Raw genomic sequence first — 16387 nt, forward strand, 5'->3', positions numbered from 1 at the left:
GCCGGCGGCGGCCACGCGCGGATGCACCGGCCGGCTCCCGGCTCGAAGAACATCCCGGCGACCGTCATCGGCGCTGACGGGACAGGCGTTCCCCGGCGCGGATCGTCAGAGCGCGGAGATCGAGGCGGGCGCGCGTTCGGCACGGCTGAGCGCGCGCAGCACGCTGGTCGCGCCGTGCCGTCTCAGCGCGATCCGAGACAGCAGATCGACGACGGTCTCGACGGCCTCGGCGGGCAGTTCGGGCGTTGGAATCCCCACGCTGTGGGCCAGGTCATCGCTGTGGACGGCGATTTCCAGCAGCCGGCTCGTCACGAAGTCGTCCAGGCTGATCGACCACGCCCCCCAGGTCGGACGGCGTACCGGCCGCGACGGGGCGCCCGGCAGCATGGTGCGCAGCTCCTGGACGGTGGCCTCGACCCGGCCCGCCAGCGCGGCGGGACCGTCCGTCGCGTCCTGTTCCCCGCTGGTCCGGATGAGCACGTTGAACGGATCGTCGAGATCCGATCCGATCCAGCTCGCCCGTGCGTAGTACTCGTGGATCGAGATGAGCTCCTCCGTGGGCACCGGCTCGGCGAGCACCTTGGGAATGAAGAAGATCTGCCCGGCCAGGTGACCGGCGAGCCCCTGAACGCTGAGCTTCGGCAACGCGCTCGGCTCACGCCAGGCGGTGGCCACCTCCGGGGCGGCGATCAGTTTCGCCACCGACGCGGCCGCCGTGAGATAGAGCTCTCTGATCTGCGCCATTCCGAAGCCTCCGCCGGGGGGTCTGCGATGCCTGTCAATGCCTGCGAACCTCAAGGTCCCGGAGAGTATTCCGCCGCCGGGTCACTTCGCCTCGGCGCCGACGACGTCGCGGGGGGACGGCAGGACCGGCGCCGCGTCGTCGGCGCGGGCCGCACGGCCGGCGGTGGGCACGAGGAGCGCCGCCGCGACGGCGGTGAGGGAGAGCACCGCGAGCGTCGCGAAACCGTGGGTGTATCCGGCTTCGTGCGGCAGCCCGTTCGACTGCAGGTCGCCGGTGACGATGCTGCTCATCACCGCGGCCCCGATCGAGCCGCCGATGGTACGGATGTTGGCGTTCATCCCGGCCGCGGCACCCGTCTGCTGTGCCGGCACGCTCTTCACGATCAGGTTTGTCATGGACGAGAACGCCAGGCCGATGCCGAGCCCGAACACGCCCGCGGCGACGCCGATCTGCCAGCGCTCGTCATGGGCCGCGGCGAGCGCGGCGCAGGCGAGAACGCCGAACGCGGAGCCGGTGGCGAGCTGCGCCTTGAGGCTGAACACTCTCTCCACGCGCCCGCTGAGAATGCCCGCGACGAACATGGTCACAAGCATCGGCAACATCAGCAGGCCCGCTTCGGTGATGCTCGCCCCGAATCCGTAGCCCGAGATCGTCGGGGTCTGCACGAACTGCGGGAGGAACCCGTACACGGCGAACATCGCGGCCCCGAAGAGCAGCGCGGCGAGGTTGGTGGTCCACACCGCGGGCAGCCGCATCATGCGCATGTCGATGAGCGGATTGGCCGAGCGGGCCTCGGCGACGGCCCAGGCGGCGAAGACGACGACCGCGACCGCCAGCAGGCCGATGACCTTGGGAGAGCTCCAGCCCCATACCGGCGCCTCGCTGAGCGGCAGCAGCAGAGCGACGAGCCAGCCCGACAGCAGGAGGGTGGCGAGCCAGCTGATCCGGCCCGGGGTCCGGACCGGTGACTCGGGGACGAACAGGTACGCCGCCACGGCCGTCAACGCGACGACGACCATGGGAATCCAGAACAGCCAGCGATAGCCGAGGGCATTGACGATCGGCCCGGCGAGCACGATGCCCAGGCCTCCGCCCGCCGCGATGAGGGCCGACATCGCCCCGATGGCCGACGGCACCCGTATCCGGGGGAACTCGTCGCGAATGATCCCGAACGAGAGGGGGAAAACGGCCCCGCCGACGCCCTGGATGACGCGGGCGACGATGAGCACGCCGATGTTGGGTGCGATCGCGGCAAGCAGGCAGCCGACGGCGAGTCCCACGAGGGCGATGACGAGCACCCGTTCCTTGCCGACCATGTCACCGACCCGCCCCAGGATCGGAGTGCAGATCGACGCGGAGAGCAGGTAGGCGATCAGCACCCAGGTCACGGTGCTCTGGGAGGTGTGCAGGTCCTGCTGGATCGTGGAGAGTACCGGGCTGATGAGCGACTGCATCATCGAGAAGAACCCGGCGCCGGCCGCGAGAACCACGAAGGTCAACTGATAGGTGGTACGTCTGGTGGTCGAAGCCACAAAGATCTCCATTTTACGGTTAAGAGACTCGTTTCCAGGCATGCGTGTTCAGGGAGCCTGAAAACGAGGTTGATCCGATCTGCCGGGCACCCGATTCCCGGGGCCGGTCTTCACGGGGAACGCGGGATGTCGAAAGGAGCTTCGCCCACCCGTTCGTGATGGATGTAAAGTATTCGGAGGCTCTCCTCCGAATAATAGCGGAGGGGCACCTCCACAAAGTAGCGGAGGAATGCCTCCGTTTGCAAGCGAGTAAGGGAGGCACCTCTCCATGAGAAGTGCGGAGCAGGTTTCCGAGGTCTTCTCGCGGCGCCCCAAGCGCGCCGACGCCCGGCGCAACTACGAGACGCTGATCTCCGCGGCACGCGAGGCCTTCGCCGAAGACGGCGTGTCAGCCTCGCTGGAGGACATCGCCCGCCGCGCACACGTCGGCATCGGCACGCTGTACCGGCACTTCCCCACCCGACAGGACCTGTTCGAAAGCGTCTACGTCGACGAGGTCGAAGCCCTCTGCCGCACCGCCGGCGACCTCGCCGACCAGCCCCCCTGGGACGCCCTCGCCGGCTGGCTGCACCGCTTCGTCCGCTACACCGCCACCAAACGCGCCCTCGCCGAGGCGCTCAACCGTGACTCCGAGCTCTTCCGCACCTGCCGTACGGAGGTCCACGCCGCGGGTGAGCCGTTGCTGCGGCGAGCCCAGCGGGCGGGCACCGCGCGAACAGACGCGAGCTTCGACGACGTCATGCACCTCGTCGGCGGGATCACCATGATCCACTTCGCCGAGCCCGGGCAGCTCGAACGCGTCGTCGGCATGGCCCTCAACGGACTGCGTCCCCAGCCGCCGAGCAGTGATCAGGAGTCCAGGGCAGCTTCTTCCGTGGCTTCCGTGTCTTCTGCGACTTCCGTGGTGTCGAGGTAGCCACAGGGAAGCAGATCCTCCGGCTCGGAGATCTGAAAGCCCCACATGTCGGTCACCTGACCTCTGAAGGCGTCCACGACCGCGAGAGCCAGCGCGCCGATCTCGAGCATGGCCTCGTCCCCTGACAGGAGGATCGTGCCGTCGGCGTCCTCGAAGGGACGCACGTCGACCTTGACCAGCTGCTTCGCGTACGGCATCACGGCGTGCACGGCCGGAGGGATCTCGTACTCGTGGACGGCGGAGACCAGGATGTCGGCTCCGCCGTACATGTGAAGGTCTTCCTGGAGAAGATGGACGATTCCGTCGTCGAGCTCGGCGGGACCCGCCTGCTGCCAGCTCTGCTTGATGGAATCGGCGGGGCGCAGATGCCGTCGCAGCAGCGGGAGCATCTCCTCCGAAGGCGGCATCTCCCCGAGATAGGCGATCGGGCCCCGGGAGTCGTCCTCCGCGGGATCGCTCATCAGCCCCCTCGTCATCGACCAGCCGCCGAGACGGTAGGCGATCCCCTCCGCGAGGCCCTGGTCGAAACCGTTCACGGGCAGTGGGCCGTCGGCGACGATCCGATGGGCCCAGAGCTGCTTCTCGTCCTGGATGCTCAGCTTGTGGAGCTGCGGCTCCGCCAGCTCCACGCCGGCCGTCACCCGGACCCCCGACACCATGATGTCGTCGCCGTCGAAGTGCGCGCCGGGATCGGCAAGCTGGAGCATCTCCAGCAGGGCCGAGGGACTCGCCTCGGCGGGCAGCAGAACGGTGGGACCCGTACGTAGACGTCCGATAAAGAGGCGATCCGAGAACCAGCTCATGCCCATCTCCTCATGATCGAGAGGTGGCCGATGCTAGCCGGAACCTTCATGGTTGGCGATGCCTCTTTGCCGGTCCGTGACCCGATGCCGCGGATTTTCCGGCCCGCGGCCCCGCGGGATGTGCGATCCGTTTGCGCCCGCCCGTTCGGACGGCCCGTTTGTACCCGCTCGCCCGGACGGCCCGTTTGTGCCCGCTGCCCGGACGGCGACCTCGTGGTCGTCCCACGATGCGGCGAGCTCCTCGCTCGTGGCGGGCGGCCACGCGCTGATCACGCCGGCGGTCGGGAGGGAGGGCGTGCACCGGCCTTGCGGGGCGGTCGCGCTCTCAGGGAACCAGCGGGAGCGCGTGGGTGACGGCGCGGTGGCCGATCTCGAAGCCCGCGCGGGTGTAGACGCCGAGGGCGCCGGTCGAGTTGTCCGCGTCCACGCCCAGCCCGGCCCTCTGGTAGCCCTGCGCGCGGAACTCGGCCAGGGCGTGGGCGAGCAGCGCGCTCGCCACCCCCCTGCCACGCCACTCGCGCAAGGTGCCGATGATCTGGATCCACGCCTCGCGGATGCCGGTAGCCTCCGTGTCCGCTCCGTGGTAATGGGTGATCAGAATGCCCACGCTCGCCCCCGACTCGTCCTGGGCGACGAAGGAGCCCTCGGGCCGGAAGGCCTTCACTCCGATGATGGCCGCCCTCCAGGACTCCGCCGTGTGCTCGACGCTGCCCCAGTGGTCGACGAAGGAGAGGTTGCGCACCCCGCGAACGGCATCCTCCAGGTCATCGCGGTAAGTGACGATCTTCAGCCCGTCGGGCAGAGAGTGCTCCGGCAGATCGGCGCTCAGATCACGGGTCATCTCGTGGAACCACCGGACCGGGCTCATGCCCACCGAGGCGGCCAGCGCTCTCGCGCCCTCGTTGCGGGAATCCGCGTGGAGGTGGAGTTCGAGCGGCTGCCCGGGGAAGCGGCGCTCGTGCAGCACCGGGGTGGCGCCGATCGCCCAGCCGAGCAGATGCCGGCCCAGACCCCGGCGACGGTATTCGGGGTGAACCCCGCCCCACAGGGACATCTGGTGGACCGAGGCGGCGGTGGGCCGGACCATGGTCACGCCGACCGCGACGAGCCGGCCGGAGTCCCACGCGGCCAGCGTGCCCTCGGCCCGATCGAGCAGGGGGTTGGCGAGAAGTTCGGCGAGGGCGTCCACGTCGTAGTTCTCCCCCGTCTGGTCCACATCCTCGATCGCGGCCAGCAGCTCCGCCCACGCATCGATGTCGCCTGCGGTCAGCGGAACCCACTTCAGAGTCATGGTCCCCGAGCATAGGAACGAATCTCCCCGGACCGCGACCCTTTTTCCCGCTCTGTCCTCGCCATCTGATCGCGGGCCGATGCCCGTCCGCCGATGGGAACACGGGAACACCGCAGGTCCGTGCCCGCCCGCCGGTGGGAGCGCAGGATCACACGGTGACATCACTTCCGACGCCGAGAGGCAACCATCGGAAGCGGTCGCGGATGTCCTCCGGCGCGCTCGCGAGATCGTGCTCGATGGTCTCTCGCCCCTGGCGGAAGTGGGCCCATCCTTCGTAGTGGACGGGTATGGCGGTGTGCGGGCGCAGTAGGCGGCACAGCTCCACGCCCTGGCGTGCGGTCATGGTGTAGCGCACCGGGCCGGTCACCGGGAAGCGCACGCCGCCCAGGTGGAGCAGTACGGTGCCGACCCGAAGCCGGTCGGGCACCTGCCGCACACCCCGGTAGAGGACGGTGTCGCCCGAGATCCACAGCACGCCGTGCTGCTGGCCGTCCCATTTCAGGGCGAAGCCGGTCACGTCACCGATGATCGGGTGGGACAGCGGCGGTCCGTGGCGGCCCGGAGTCGCGATGATCTCGATGCTCGGGCGTCCGGCCGCCTCCAGCCGCGTGGTCTCCCAGGGTGCCAGGCCTCGGGCGCCGCCGCCCAGGCGCCCGGCACCGGACGGTGTGGTGACCACGACGCCCGCCGACGGCAGCAGGGCGCGTCCGGCGACGTCGAGGTTGTCGCCGTGGTGGTCGTGGGTGAGCAGGACCGCGTCGATCGGTGGGAGGTCGGCGGCGAGGACCGCGGGCCCGGCCACCTTGTGCGAGCTCGTGCCCCAGCCGAAGGAGTACTTGTGGCCCGGCGGGTCGAAGGTCGGGTCGGTCAGCAGCCGCCACGGCCCGACCTCGATCAGGGCGGTCGGGCCGCCGATGTGGGTGATGCGGACGTCGGTCATGCGCTGTTCCCTCCGGAGGGCAGGGCGGCCCCGCGGGGCCGCCCTGCCCGGTGGTCTGCTTAGCGGGCGTGCCTGAGGGCCCAGTCCAGGGCGTAGTCGGCGATCTCTTCCCAGCCCTCCTGCGCGGGAAGCAGGTGGGAGCGGCCCGCGTACTCCTTGACCTCGGTGACGGTGTCGGACGTGTAGTGCTTGGCGTTGGACCGCTGGATCTTGGGCGGCATCAGGTGGTCGTTCTCACCCGCGACGAACAGCAGGGGTGCCCGGTCGTCGTTGTGGTAGTCGACGTAGGTGTCGTCCTTGCCGGGGTGGATGTTGGCCAGCGCGCTGCCCCAGAAGACGTTGCCGGAGGCGGGGATGTGGTAGCGCTCGTACAGGGCGCGGGACTGGTCCTCGGAGAAGGTGTTGGTGAACGCGTATTGCCACTGCTCGAACGTGAACCCGACGGCCTTGTGCCGGTTGGCCGGATTCTTCAGGACCGGGAAGGTCGCTTTGATCTGCGACAGCGGGATGATCTGGACGCCTTCGGTGGGCGCGGAGTTGATCGCGACTCCGGCGGCGCCGTAGCCGTGGTCGAGCAGGATCTGGGTGAAGACGCCGCCCGCGGAGTGGCCCATGATGATCGGTTGGGCGTCGAGGCCGTCGATCAGCTTTTCCAGCGAGGCGATGATGGCGGGGACGGTGAGATTCTCGATCGGGGTGGGGTCGGCGTTGAGCGCCTCGACCTCGACCTCGAAGCCGGGATAGGCGGGGGCCAGCACCCGGTATCCCTTGCTCTCGTAGTGGGTGATCCAGTGCTCCCAGGATCGGGGTGTCACCCAAAAACCATGGATCAGAACGATGGTGTCGGGAGGAGTGGACGCGGTGCTCATGGATGATCCTTCCGGAGAGTCGGTGCCGGGTGGGCCGCGGGCCCGATGCCATGCGTGACGCGGGCCCGCGGCCGGTCAGTGGGCGGGAAGCTCAGCGGGTGGCGACGTAGGCGGCGACGATGACAGCCGTGGCGGCCGCGGGGTGGGAGATCATGACGACGTGCGAGGAGCGGATCTCGGTGATCTTGCTACCGGCGCGCTTGGCCATGAAGCGCTGGACGGCCGGCGGGATGACCTTGTCCTGGGTGGGAATCAGGTACCACGACGGGATGGTCTTCCAGGCCGGGACTCCGCTGGGGCCGGCGAGCCCGCCGACGCTGCCGGGGCGCTGGGTGGCCGCCATGAGCCGGGTCTGGGATTCGGGCAGGTCGGCCGCGAAGACCGCACGGAACTTGGCCGCGTCGATGTAGCCGTCCTGGCCGAGGGTGCCGTCGGGCAGTGGGTAGGGGCGGGCGATGAGGGCGGCGCCCAGCTCGCTGCCGGGGAACTGCCCGGCCAGCTGGAGCGCGCTCTCGCCCTCGTCGGGTGCGAAGGCCCCCAGGTAGACCAGCGCCTTGACATTGGCGTGCCCGCGTGCGGCGTTGGTGATCACGATGCCGCCGTAGGAGTGCCCGGCGAGGATGACAGGCCCGGGGATGGTGTCGAGGATGCTGGAGATGTAGGCGGCGTCACCGGCGGCGTCGCGCAGCAGGTTCGCCGGGGCGATGACGGGGAAGCCCGCCTTCTGCAGCAGGGCGATCGTGTCGTTGAAGCCCGAGGCGTCGGCGAACGCCCCATGGACCAAAACCACGGTGGGCTTGGCGCCGGTGGCGCTCGTGGCGGGGGTGGCGGCCGACGCCGACGCGGTGACGCCGGTCAAGCCGAGGAGCAGGACGAACGTCGCGAACAGTGCGGTCATGACGCGGCTGCGACGCGGTCGCTCAGAAAACATGCGGGAGCTTCTCTTTCATTCGATTTCGGGCATGCGAGCAGGGGCAGTGCGGACGGGGAGTGAGGCTCAGGAGTTGAGGAATTCGAGGAGGTCGGCGCCGAGCTGTTCCTTGTGGGTGTCGGTGATGCCGTGCGGCGCGCCGGGATAGACCTTGAGGGTCGCGTTCTTGATCCGGGCGGCCGAGGCCTTGCCCCCGACCTCGAACGGCACGACCTGATCGTCGTCACCGTGGATGACGAGCGTCGGCACGTCGAAGGCGTCGAGGTCGGTACGGAAGTCGGTGGCGGAGAACGCCGCGATGCACTCGTAGGCGTTGCGGTGGCCCGCCTGCAGTCCCTGGAGCCAGAACGCGTCGCGCATTCCCTGCGAGGGGTCGGCCCCGGGGCGGTTGCCGCCGAAGAACGGCCCGTCGGCCAGGTCGCGGTAGAGCTGGGAGCGGTCGGCGAGGGAGCCGGCGCGGATGGCGTCGAACACCTCGATCGGCACCCCGCCGGGGTTGTCGTCGGTCTGGAGCATGAAGGGCGGCACGGCGGAGACGAGCACGATCTGGGCGATGCGCGCGGTCCCGTGCCTGCCGATGTAGCGGGCGACCTCGCCTCCGCCGGTGGAGAACCCGATGAGGGTGGCCTCGCGCAGGTCGAGCGTCTCGATGAGCGTGGCGAGGTCGTCGGCGTAGGTGTCCATCTCGTTGCCGTGCCAGGTCTGGGTGGAGCGTCCGTGGCCGCGGCGGTCGTGGGCGACGACGCGGTAGCCGTGGGAGGCCAGGAAGAGCATCTGGGCCTCCCAGCTGTCGGCGTTCAACGGCCAGCCGTGGCTGAGCACGACCGGCCGGCCCTCACCCCAGTCCTTGTAGTAGATCTGCGCTCCGTCAGCGGCGGTGACGAATCCCATCGCGACTCCCTTTGGTGGGTGGATTGTCCGACGCCTTGATCCTCGATCAAGGAAGCATCGTTCGAACCCCGTGGAGCGCGTAGTCGTGAGCCCGGGGGTCAGTCGGGCAGCGCCTGGGTGAGCTGCCGCCGGGAGGTGACGTCGAGCTTGCGGAAGATCTTTCGCAGGTGGTAGTCGACGGTGCTCGCACTGATGAACAGGTAGGCGGCGATCTCGGCGTTGGTTGCGCCGCCCTTGGCCAGGCGGGCGATCGTGCTCTCCTGCGGGGTGAGGCCGGTCGCCGTCTCGGCCGAGCGGCTGCGGGCGTTCTCGCCGGTGGCCAGGAGTTCCTGCCGCGCCCGCGCGGCGAATCCGGCGGCGTCCATGTCCTCGAACAGTGCCGCGGCGGTGCGCAGCTGCTCGCGGGCGTCGCGGCGTCGTTTCTGCCGGCGCAGCCATTCGCCGTAGAGCAGGTGGGCGCGGGCGAGGTCGGAGCGGGCCCGGGTCGGAGTGAGGATGTCGATCGCCCGGCGGTAGAGGGGTTCGGCGTGGTTGGCGTGCGCGAGGATCGCCTCCGAACGCGCCAGCAGGCCGAGCGCCCAGGGGGCGCCACTCGCGGTGGCCCGAGCCGTCAGGGTGCGCAGGGCGGCGGCCGCCAGCACCCGGTCGCCGGAGCGGACGGCCGCCTCGACGAGTTCGGGCAGCAGCCGGGAGTGCACGCCCAGTGTGTCGGTGTCCACCAGGTGGTGGGCGATCGCACAGGCGTCGGCGTAGCCGCCCCTGCCGATGGCGAGAATGACGAGGCCGATGCGGGCGATCGACTCCACCGCGCCGGAGCCGAGCGCCGACGCCGCCTCCATCGAGCGGCGCAGCGTCTCTTCGAGCTTGTCATCGCCGGCGTGCCAGGCGAGCAGCTCGGGGTGACGGTAGATCTCCCACGTGTCCGAGGTCGCACCGATCGCCGAGCGGATCTGGTGGCCCTCGACCAGGTAGGCGTCGGCGGCGGCCAGGTTGCCGAGGATGGTCTCGTGCATCGACGCGCAGTACAGGGCGGTGTCCAGATGCCACAGCGAACCGGTCCTGCGGGCGACGTCTGCGGCCCGCCGGATGACGGCGCTCTGCGACTCGTCATCCCAGGTGATCGTGGAGAATGTGACGCATAGCTGGTATCTCCGCAGGACGTCCTCGTCGGAGGTGTCCGGGTCCAGCAGCACGTCGATCGCCCGCCGCAGGTGCGGGACCGCCCGCTCGTAGCCGCCGGAGACGAGCGCGGCGAAACCGTGCAGCACAAGGTCCGGCGGGGCCGGTGAGCGAGCGGGCGTCAGGGCGGCCTCGGCGGTCCGGGCGATCTCGGCGGGCGTCGTGTCACGAATGAGGTTCCCGGCGAGAACTGTGTAGGACGCGGCGTCCAGCAACGCGTCGCGGGCCAGCTCCGGCGACTCCTCTCCGAAGGCCACCGCGGCCGCCAGGCAGAGGGCGGGAGCCTGGGCGAAGGACTCTGAGGTGCCCAGCGCGATGAGGGCTCCAGATCGCACCGTCAGTGCCCTGCCCCGGCCGATGTCGTCGATCACCTCGATGTCGATGGCCTCCAGCAGCGTCTGGGCCTGCAGCGGCGCCCCGGCGATGAAGGCCGCCTCGGCCGCCGCCAGAAGCCGTCCCGCCCGGCCGGAGCCCTCCGGCGTCAGCTCCGCGGCGCGTGCCAGGAAGGTGGCACGCGCCGCGTACCCACCCCGGCCCGCCGCCCGCTCCGCCGAGCGCTCAAGCTCGACGGCGACGGACTCATCCGGGCCGATCGAGGCGGCCGCCAGATGCCAGGCCCGCCGATCGGCGTCATCGGGCCGCGAGGTGACCACCGCCAGCGCGCCGTGCGCACGACGCCGCTCCACGCTGGTGACCCCGCCGTACACCGCCGAGCGCACCAGCGGATGACGGAACTCCGCGTCCGCCCGCATCACCAGTAACCGCGCCGCCTCCGCCGGCCCCGTCGCATCCGGCCCGACCCCCAGAAGCGCGGCCGCCTCGGTGATGTAGCCGACGTCACCGACCGGTTCGGCCGCCGCCAGCAGCAGCCAGGTCTGCGTCGCCCGCGGCAACTCCCGCACCTGAGCCAGGTAGTGGCCCTCCAGACGGCCGCCGATCGGCAACGGCGCGGGCAGCGCGATGCCGCCCATGAGCTGGTCGGTGGAGAGCTCCTGCCCCAGATCGGTCAGCGCGAGCGGGTTGCCGGCGGTCGCGGCCACGATGTGCGCGGCGATCCGTGTGTCCAGCGGCCCGTCCACCACCGAGCGCAGCAACTCCAGGGCGGGCCGCTCCTCCAGACCCGTCACCTGTACCACCGGCAGACCCTCCAGGCCGGTGAAGCCTCCGCGCACCGCGAACACCAGGCCGATCCCCTCGGCGTGCATCCGCCGGCCGATGAAGGCCAGCACGTTGACCGACTCGCGATCCAGCCACTGCGCGTCATCCACGCAGCACAGCACAGGACCCCGCTCGGCCACCTCCGCCAGCAGGCTCAACGCCGCCAGCCCGACCAGGAAACGGTCGGCGGGCGGTCCCTCGGCCAGCCCGCAGGCCACGGACAGGGCCGCGTGCTGAGAGGAGGAGAGCCGGGTCGGGCCCTTCAGGAACGGAATGAGCAGCCGGTGCAGGGCCGCGAACGGAAAGTCCGACTCCGCCTCGATCCCGGCCACCCTGATAACCCGCGTCTCCGCCGCCGAGCCCGCGACATAGTCCAGAAGCGCCGTCTTGCCGATGCCGGCATCACCCTGGAACACCACCACGCCGCTCAGACCTTGACGCGTTGACTCAACAAGGGCATCGAGCGCCTCGCGCTCCTTGTCGCGGCCCCACAGGACCATGACGCACACCTCTCCGGAGCTGTCTGGTCTTTCCCGATGCGAAGGGTTCTGCGCCCACGAACGGCGCTGACTCCAGTCCTGGAATCAGCGCCGCCACGATCTTGATTTATTGAACCAGCCCAGACATTCCACAGTCCAGCGCTTGACCACGTTCGCGTCTGGGCAGGCGCACCCGGCCGACCTGGACAGGTGCGGCCGCAGGAGTCCGTCGACGGCCTCTTCCGTCACCGCCCCCTCAGTCCGCGGTCCGTTCCACGGGGATCCACTTCGATCACCACGCTAGGCGGGGCCCACCCCGCCGGACCCGACTTTTCTTGCCCGGCGCGATCGGGTACGGCGGACGTCACCGCTCCTCCTCGCGCTCCTCGCTCCCGAGGAGGGATCCGGCCAGCGGCATCAGCCGGGAGCGACGACTATCCGGCACCGAGCAGGGACTCCATCTGGCCGATCTCCTTGTTCTGCGAGGCGATGATGGCCTCGGCCAGGTCCTTGGCGGGCGGGTAGGAGCCGGTGGACCTCTCGGTCCCGGCCATCGCGACCGCGCCCCGATGGTGGGTGATCATCATCTGCAGAAACATGGTGTCGAAGGTTTTCCCGGAGGCCTTCGACAGCCGGTCCATCTCCTCGGCGCTCATCATCCCGGGCATCTCGTGGCCGGGATGATCCATCTTTGGCACGTCTCCGGGCACCCGCTCGCCCCAGGACCTCAGCCACCCGGACATCGTCCCGATCTCCGGGCCCTGCTCTGCCTTGATCCTGGTCGCCAGGGCCTTGACCTCCGGTGAGAACGCCCGGCCCGCGGCGAGCTCGGCCATCGCCACCGCCTGCCGGTGGTGCGGAATCATCTGCTGGGCGAAGGACACATCGGCGGCGTTGTGCGCGGATGAGGAGGGCGGAGGCGTGGCCCGCACCGCGACGGCGACGATATCGCCCGATCCCCTGCTCAGAACGGTCTCGCCGCCGCAGGCTGCGAGGACCGCCGCGGCGGTGACGGCGGCGGCTGCCGCAATGGCGGCGCTGCGAGTGCGGGAGCGATGTGTGGTCATGATCGTGCCTCCTGCCCGACAGGAATGTGAACGTTGCCGCGGCCGGCGAACGGCCACAGGGTCGGCGTGCCCGTACACGCGGCAGCCGTGGTTCGCTCAACGACGGCGCCCTGCCGCCCGGCGTCGCACCGGGCACCTGCCGGGCCGACGGCCCGGTCGCAGCCGCATGCCCACCCCGTGAGGTGCGGCGATGCGCCGTGGCAGACTCCCCCTCAATCCCAGGATAGGGAGCCCTGGCCGAGAGCCCGGCAGACGGCCCGGCATCGAGCGCGTGAGCCTGATCCCCCACCGGCTCATGCGCCCAGGGGATCATGGCCTCCCCCACGGCCGGCATGCGATCCGGTAGAGGTTGAATGGGAACCCAAGCAGAGACACACGAGAGGGCAGATCATGACATATCCGGATCCGGTCTACTTCGGTGACAAGGGCGAGATCAACGCGACCTACCGCCCTGCGGCCCACGAGCCCGAGCTGACCTACCGGTCCGGCAACACGGTGCACTACCTGGCCACGGGAGCCTCCACCAACGGCCGGTTCGGCCTCTACCGCTGGGAAATGGGGCCGGAGCCGAGCGGACCCGACCAGCACTTCCACCGGTCGATCTCCGAGTCGTTTTTCACCCTCACTGGAACCATACGGATCTACGACGGCAACCGCTGGATCGACACCAAACCGGGTGACTTCGTGCACGTCCCCGAAGGCGGCATCCATGCCTTCCGCAACGAGTCGGGCGAACCCGCGTCGATGCTGCTGCACTTCGCCCCGGGCGCTCCTCGCGAAGGATATTTCGAGGGCTTGGCGGAGTTCGCCGTCTCCGGCCGCCCCAGCGACGAGGAGCTGGCGGCCTTCTACTTCCGCCACGACACCTTCTGGCTCTGACCGGCCGATCCGGCACCGTTCCACGGACACGATCTTGTCGGTGGAACGGGGCTGAGGGATGTCCGACGGGCCGGCCGGCTGACACACCGTTGACCCGTACGGTCCCGATGAGCGAGGTCGCCAGGACACGTGGGCTCGCCCCCGCCTCCCCCAGGTGGGTCATCCGGGTGGGTCAGCGCCGAATGCCGGAATCATGCAGGTCCGTCGCCCCGGCTCACCGTCGCAGGCGCCGTACGGTCTCCTCGGCACCCAGGGCGTGGGCGACGGCAGTGAGGTCAGGGCTGCGGGTGGGGCGTAGTCGATGCGGGGAAAGCCCAGCGTGTCGAACAGTTACAGGTGCAGCGGAACCGAGGAGATCCACTCGTCGCCACAGATGACGATGGTGACACCCATGAGGTGGTCGTCGACAGCGTGGGCGAAGTGGTAGGTGGGCAGTCGCGGGCAGATGACATGCGGGGACGGGCAGGGCTCGCCGGTGGCGAGCCCTGCGGCCGGAAGCGGTTCGCAGGCGGCACCGCGGTGCTCCGGCCGTCGCGCCAGTTTAGTTGGGCGCGATCACACCGACAGTGATTTATCGTCCAGCGCAGGCAAGGGTAGGCGTGCCCGGGCTCAATGAGGCCATGCGCCTGCGCCTGCGCCTGCGCCTGCGCCAGTAAGGCTACGCGGCGAGCCGCAAGGCAGTGGGGATGGGCGAGAGTTCGCGCCTTCGCCTGTCACCCGACCAAGTTCGCCGATTCGACGCCGGGCATGGCGAGCACCGCCCGGCCCGCCGACCGGGCCTTGGCCGGATCATCCAACCGCACGTAGAGCCTCTCGGGGACATCGTTAATCGTCAGGTAATACTCAGGGTCATAGTGCCGGCTCAGTCGCAGCCCGAATGCCCGGTCCTGGAGGAACACCTTCTTCACCCCGCTCTGCTCCCGCAACCGCGCCACGACCGCGTTACGCTGCGCCTCGCTGCCGACGCCGTTTCGGCACGCTGGGGAGAGACGGCTGAGCCCGCACATGCTCACCTGGAGATCTGCTCTGCCCTTCCAGAAATTCCCGCCAAGATTGTAAACACTCGCGATGCCCGGCTTTCCGGCGAGCTGCCGCTCGACCACCGCAAAGTCCTCCGTATGACGGAGCTGGCCTTCGATCACGGTAGGCCAGATCTCATCCCCGTTCTTCAGCAGTTCCTCCCCTGCGAGCGAGATTCCACTGAACCGGGCCAGACGCTCCTCATGCGTCACCACGCTGGACGACGCCACCTCGGGGATCCCGCGAACGAGTTCGGCCACCTGCTCAATCGTGCCCGCCGGACAATTTGAATTCTTCTTCAGGCAGAACTCGACACTAAAACCGACCGCGGGCGGGAGCGCCACGTCCGGCGGCGGGGAGGGCAGCAGCGACTGCCGGTGGAGATACCACCCACCGGTGCCGAGCCCGGCGAGAACGACGGCCGTTGCCACCGCGATCGAAAGCACCCACCGGTGTGCGGCGACCCAGGCCTGCAACCAGGGCTCGCGCCCTTCACCGAAGGACAGTTCGTCAAACTTCTCATATGACATGAAATGACTATCGCGATCATGCCCAACACGGGTCAAGTCACCGTCCCCACACATGCTGACCCGCTGATTTCCCACCTCGCTGCGCGCGCCGTGGCTTCAGGATCTCCCGGCCATCTCGCGCATGTGTTCTCCGGTTCCCGCCCGTGCGGAGACGCCGACGCGGCGCCCACGACGTTCAGCAGTGACAACCCGCGCCACGGCAGGGGAAGCCCCTCCCCTGTCCGCGCCCAGGCCTGCCCGGCGGGCAAACAGCAGCGGCATCACATGAGACAACACGTCCACGGTGACCCTGGACGGTCGCGCAGGAAAAACGGACTTTCCCTCATGGACTGTCATTTGGCGGTACATAAAGCTATACGGGAGGACAAATCTCGGGGGCGAGCAAGGATGACCTCCGCCTGGAAAGGATGCTGCATGGACACGGTCACGAACGACCGGCCGGCTCTGCTGTTCGTGCACGGAGCATGGCACGGCTCCTGGTGCTGGGAGAGGCTCCTGCCGGAGCTCACCGACGAAGGATGGGCGGTTCACACCGTCGACCTGCCGAGCGCGGCCGCGAAAGGCGCCCAGGTCTTCGGCATGTACGACGATGCCCGGGTCATCCGGGAACGCCTGGACGGCATCGACGGCCCCGTGGTGATCGTCGCGCATTCGTACGGCGGGATTCCGGTCACTCAGGTGGCCGGCGAGGCGGGCGACGTCTCCCACATCATCTACCTCGCGGCTCTGCTCCTCGACGAGGGAAATTCCATGGCCCCCGGCGACGCCGAGTTTCCGACGCGGGACGGCGATGTCCTTCTGCCTCCCGACGACTCTCGCCACCTCTTCTACGCGGACGTCCCGGTGGAGGAAGCCGACCGTGCCGTCGCCCGTATGCTCCCGCAGAGCGTGCGGTCGTGCACCGAGGTCCTGACCAGGGTGGCGTGGAAGACCATCCCCTCGACCTACGTGGTCTGTGAGCAGGACAACGTGCTCGCCCCCGCCTTCCAGGAGCAGATGGCCTCCCGCGCCACGACGGTTCGCCGCCTGCTCACCGGCCACTCCCCGTTCCTGTCCAGCCCGGCGGAAGTGGCGAAACTGATCACCACCGTCATCGCCGAAGCCGCGCCGGCCCGATAGGCCCCGGCACCGGCGGGCCGGCCCGGGCAGAGCAGGGC

General features: G+C 69.4%; 15 protein-coding genes. 3 read left to right on the forward strand and 12 right to left on the reverse strand.

The window, feature by feature from the left end; all coding sequences use genetic code 11:
• Window positions 1-105 precede the first annotated feature (105 nt).
• Complete coding sequence (locus CHC08_RS01240; protein WP_089205236.1) at window positions 106-744, reverse strand: maleylpyruvate isomerase N-terminal domain-containing protein; 639 nt, start codon at window positions 742-744, stop codon at window positions 106-108.
• 81 nt (window positions 745-825) lie between these two features.
• Window positions 826-2277 carry an MFS transporter gene (locus CHC08_RS01245; RefSeq protein WP_218825059.1) on the reverse strand — a complete coding sequence of 484 codons (1452 nt, stop codon included), beginning with the start codon at window positions 2275-2277 and terminating at the stop codon, window positions 826-828.
• Window positions 2278-2545: 268 nt separating this feature from the next.
• Here CHC08_RS01245 and CHC08_RS01250 point away from each other — a divergent pair, with 268 nt between their 5' ends.
• Window positions 2546-3193 (forward strand): TetR/AcrR family transcriptional regulator, encoded by a 648-nt coding sequence (locus CHC08_RS01250; RefSeq protein WP_089205238.1) that lies wholly within the window; start codon window positions 2546-2548, stop codon window positions 3191-3193.
• Here the strand turns inward: CHC08_RS01250 and CHC08_RS01255 are convergent.
• From CHC08_RS01255 to CHC08_RS01290, 8 genes are all read right to left on the reverse strand, one after another.
• Window positions 3127-3996: a hypothetical protein gene (locus CHC08_RS01255; protein WP_089205239.1), complete on the reverse strand. Its 870-nt coding sequence runs from the start codon at window positions 3994-3996 to the stop codon at window positions 3127-3129. The two genes, CHC08_RS01250 and CHC08_RS01255, sit on opposite strands and share 67 nt — an antisense overlap.
• A gap of 325 nt (window positions 3997-4321) precedes the next feature.
• Window positions 4322-5287 (reverse strand): GNAT family N-acetyltransferase, encoded by a 966-nt coding sequence (locus CHC08_RS01260; RefSeq protein WP_179281829.1) that lies wholly within the window; start codon window positions 5285-5287, stop codon window positions 4322-4324.
• A 148-nt stretch (window positions 5288-5435) separates the two neighbouring features.
• The gene (locus CHC08_RS01265; RefSeq protein ID WP_089205241.1) at window positions 5436-6227 is read right to left on the reverse strand and encodes an MBL fold metallo-hydrolase; all 792 of its coding nucleotides are present in this window, start codon (window positions 6225-6227) and stop codon (window positions 5436-5438) included.
• Window positions 6228-6286: 59 nt separating this feature from the next.
• The gene (locus tag CHC08_RS01270; protein ID WP_089205242.1) at window positions 6287-7096 is read right to left on the reverse strand and encodes an alpha/beta hydrolase; all 810 of its coding nucleotides are present in this window, start codon (window positions 7094-7096) and stop codon (window positions 6287-6289) included.
• A 91-nt stretch (window positions 7097-7187) separates the two neighbouring features.
• On the reverse strand, window positions 7188-7994 hold the full coding sequence (locus CHC08_RS01275) for an alpha/beta fold hydrolase (RefSeq protein ID WP_218825060.1): 807 nt from the start codon (window positions 7992-7994) through the stop codon (window positions 7188-7190).
• A 99-nt stretch (window positions 7995-8093) separates the two neighbouring features.
• Complete coding sequence (locus CHC08_RS01280; RefSeq protein WP_089205244.1) at window positions 8094-8918, reverse strand: alpha/beta fold hydrolase; 825 nt, start codon at window positions 8916-8918, stop codon at window positions 8094-8096.
• Between the two features lie 98 nt (window positions 8919-9016).
• Window positions 9017-11755, reverse strand: coding sequence for a helix-turn-helix transcriptional regulator (locus CHC08_RS01285; protein ID WP_089205245.1), 2739 nt, complete (start codon window positions 11753-11755; stop codon window positions 9017-9019).
• 413 nt (window positions 11756-12168) lie between these two features.
• Window positions 12169-12801, reverse strand: a complete 633-nt coding sequence (locus CHC08_RS01290) for a DUF305 domain-containing protein (protein ID WP_089205246.1) — start codon at window positions 12799-12801, stop codon at window positions 12169-12171.
• 390 nt (window positions 12802-13191) lie between these two features.
• Here CHC08_RS01290 and CHC08_RS01295 point away from each other — a divergent pair, with 390 nt between their 5' ends.
• A complete protein-coding gene (locus CHC08_RS01295; protein WP_089205247.1) occupies window positions 13192-13680 on the forward strand; it encodes a cupin domain-containing protein in 489 nt (162 codons plus the stop codon).
• 330 nt (window positions 13681-14010) lie between these two features.
• Here CHC08_RS01295 and CHC08_RS52715 read toward each other — a convergent pair whose 3' ends face one another.
• Together CHC08_RS52715 and CHC08_RS01305 are read right to left on the reverse strand one after the other, a co-directional pair.
• Entirely contained in the window at window positions 14011-14220 is a 210-nt protein-coding gene (locus CHC08_RS52715; RefSeq protein WP_218825081.1) for a glutamate--tRNA ligase family protein, read from the reverse strand.
• 173 nt (window positions 14221-14393) lie between these two features.
• Window positions 14394-15230, reverse strand: coding sequence for a permease-like cell division protein FtsX (locus tag CHC08_RS01305; RefSeq protein WP_089205248.1), 837 nt, complete (start codon window positions 15228-15230; stop codon window positions 14394-14396).
• A 414-nt stretch (window positions 15231-15644) separates the two neighbouring features.
• On the opposite strand from CHC08_RS01305, the gene CHC08_RS01310 reads away from it, so the two are divergent.
• Window positions 15645-16349: an alpha/beta fold hydrolase gene (locus CHC08_RS01310; RefSeq protein ID WP_089205249.1), complete on the forward strand. Its 705-nt coding sequence runs from the start codon at window positions 15645-15647 to the stop codon at window positions 16347-16349.
• Window positions 16350-16387 lie beyond the last annotated feature (38 nt).

Origin of the sequence: Streptosporangium subroseum (assembly GCF_900188345.1) — a bacterium.
GTDB classification, from domain to species: domain Bacteria; phylum Actinomycetota; class Actinomycetes; order Streptosporangiales; family Streptosporangiaceae; genus Streptosporangium; species Streptosporangium subroseum.

Coding starts and splice junctions, on each gene's coding strand:
- CHC08_RS01240 (WP_089205236.1), bottom strand. CDS start 744: ATGGCGCAGATCAGAGAGCTCTATCTCACGGCGGCCGCGTCGGTGGCG.
- CHC08_RS01250 (WP_089205238.1), top strand. CDS start 2,546: ATGAGAAGTGCGGAGCAGGTTTCCGAGGTCTTCTCGCGGCGCCCCAAG.
- CHC08_RS01290 (WP_089205246.1), bottom strand. CDS start 12,801: ATGACCACACATCGCTCCCGCACTCGCAGCGCCGCCATTGCGGCAGCC.
- CHC08_RS01305 (WP_089205248.1), bottom strand. CDS start 15,230: ATGTCATATGAGAAGTTTGACGAACTGTCCTTCGGTGAAGGGCGCGAG.
- CHC08_RS01285 (WP_089205245.1), bottom strand. CDS start 11,755: ATGGTCCTGTGGGGCCGCGACAAGGAGCGCGAGGCGCTCGATGCCCTT.
- CHC08_RS01295 (WP_089205247.1), top strand. CDS start 13,192: ATGACATATCCGGATCCGGTCTACTTCGGTGACAAGGGCGAGATCAAC.
- CHC08_RS01260 (WP_179281829.1), bottom strand. CDS start 5,287: ATGACTCTGAAGTGGGTTCCGCTGACCGCAGGCGACATCGATGCGTGG.
- CHC08_RS01280 (WP_089205244.1), bottom strand. CDS start 8,918: ATGGGATTCGTCACCGCCGCTGACGGAGCGCAGATCTACTACAAGGAC.
- CHC08_RS01270 (WP_089205242.1), bottom strand. CDS start 7,096: ATGAGCACCGCGTCCACTCCTCCCGACACCATCGTTCTGATCCATGGT.
- CHC08_RS01275 (WP_218825060.1), bottom strand. CDS start 7,994: ATGACCGCACTGTTCGCGACGTTCGTCCTGCTCCTCGGCTTGACCGGC.
- CHC08_RS01255 (WP_089205239.1), bottom strand. CDS start 3,996: ATGAGCTGGTTCTCGGATCGCCTCTTTATCGGACGTCTACGTACGGGT.
- CHC08_RS01265 (WP_089205241.1), bottom strand. CDS start 6,227: ATGACCGACGTCCGCATCACCCACATCGGCGGCCCGACCGCCCTGATC.
- CHC08_RS01310 (WP_089205249.1), top strand. CDS start 15,645: ATGGACACGGTCACGAACGACCGGCCGGCTCTGCTGTTCGTGCACGGA.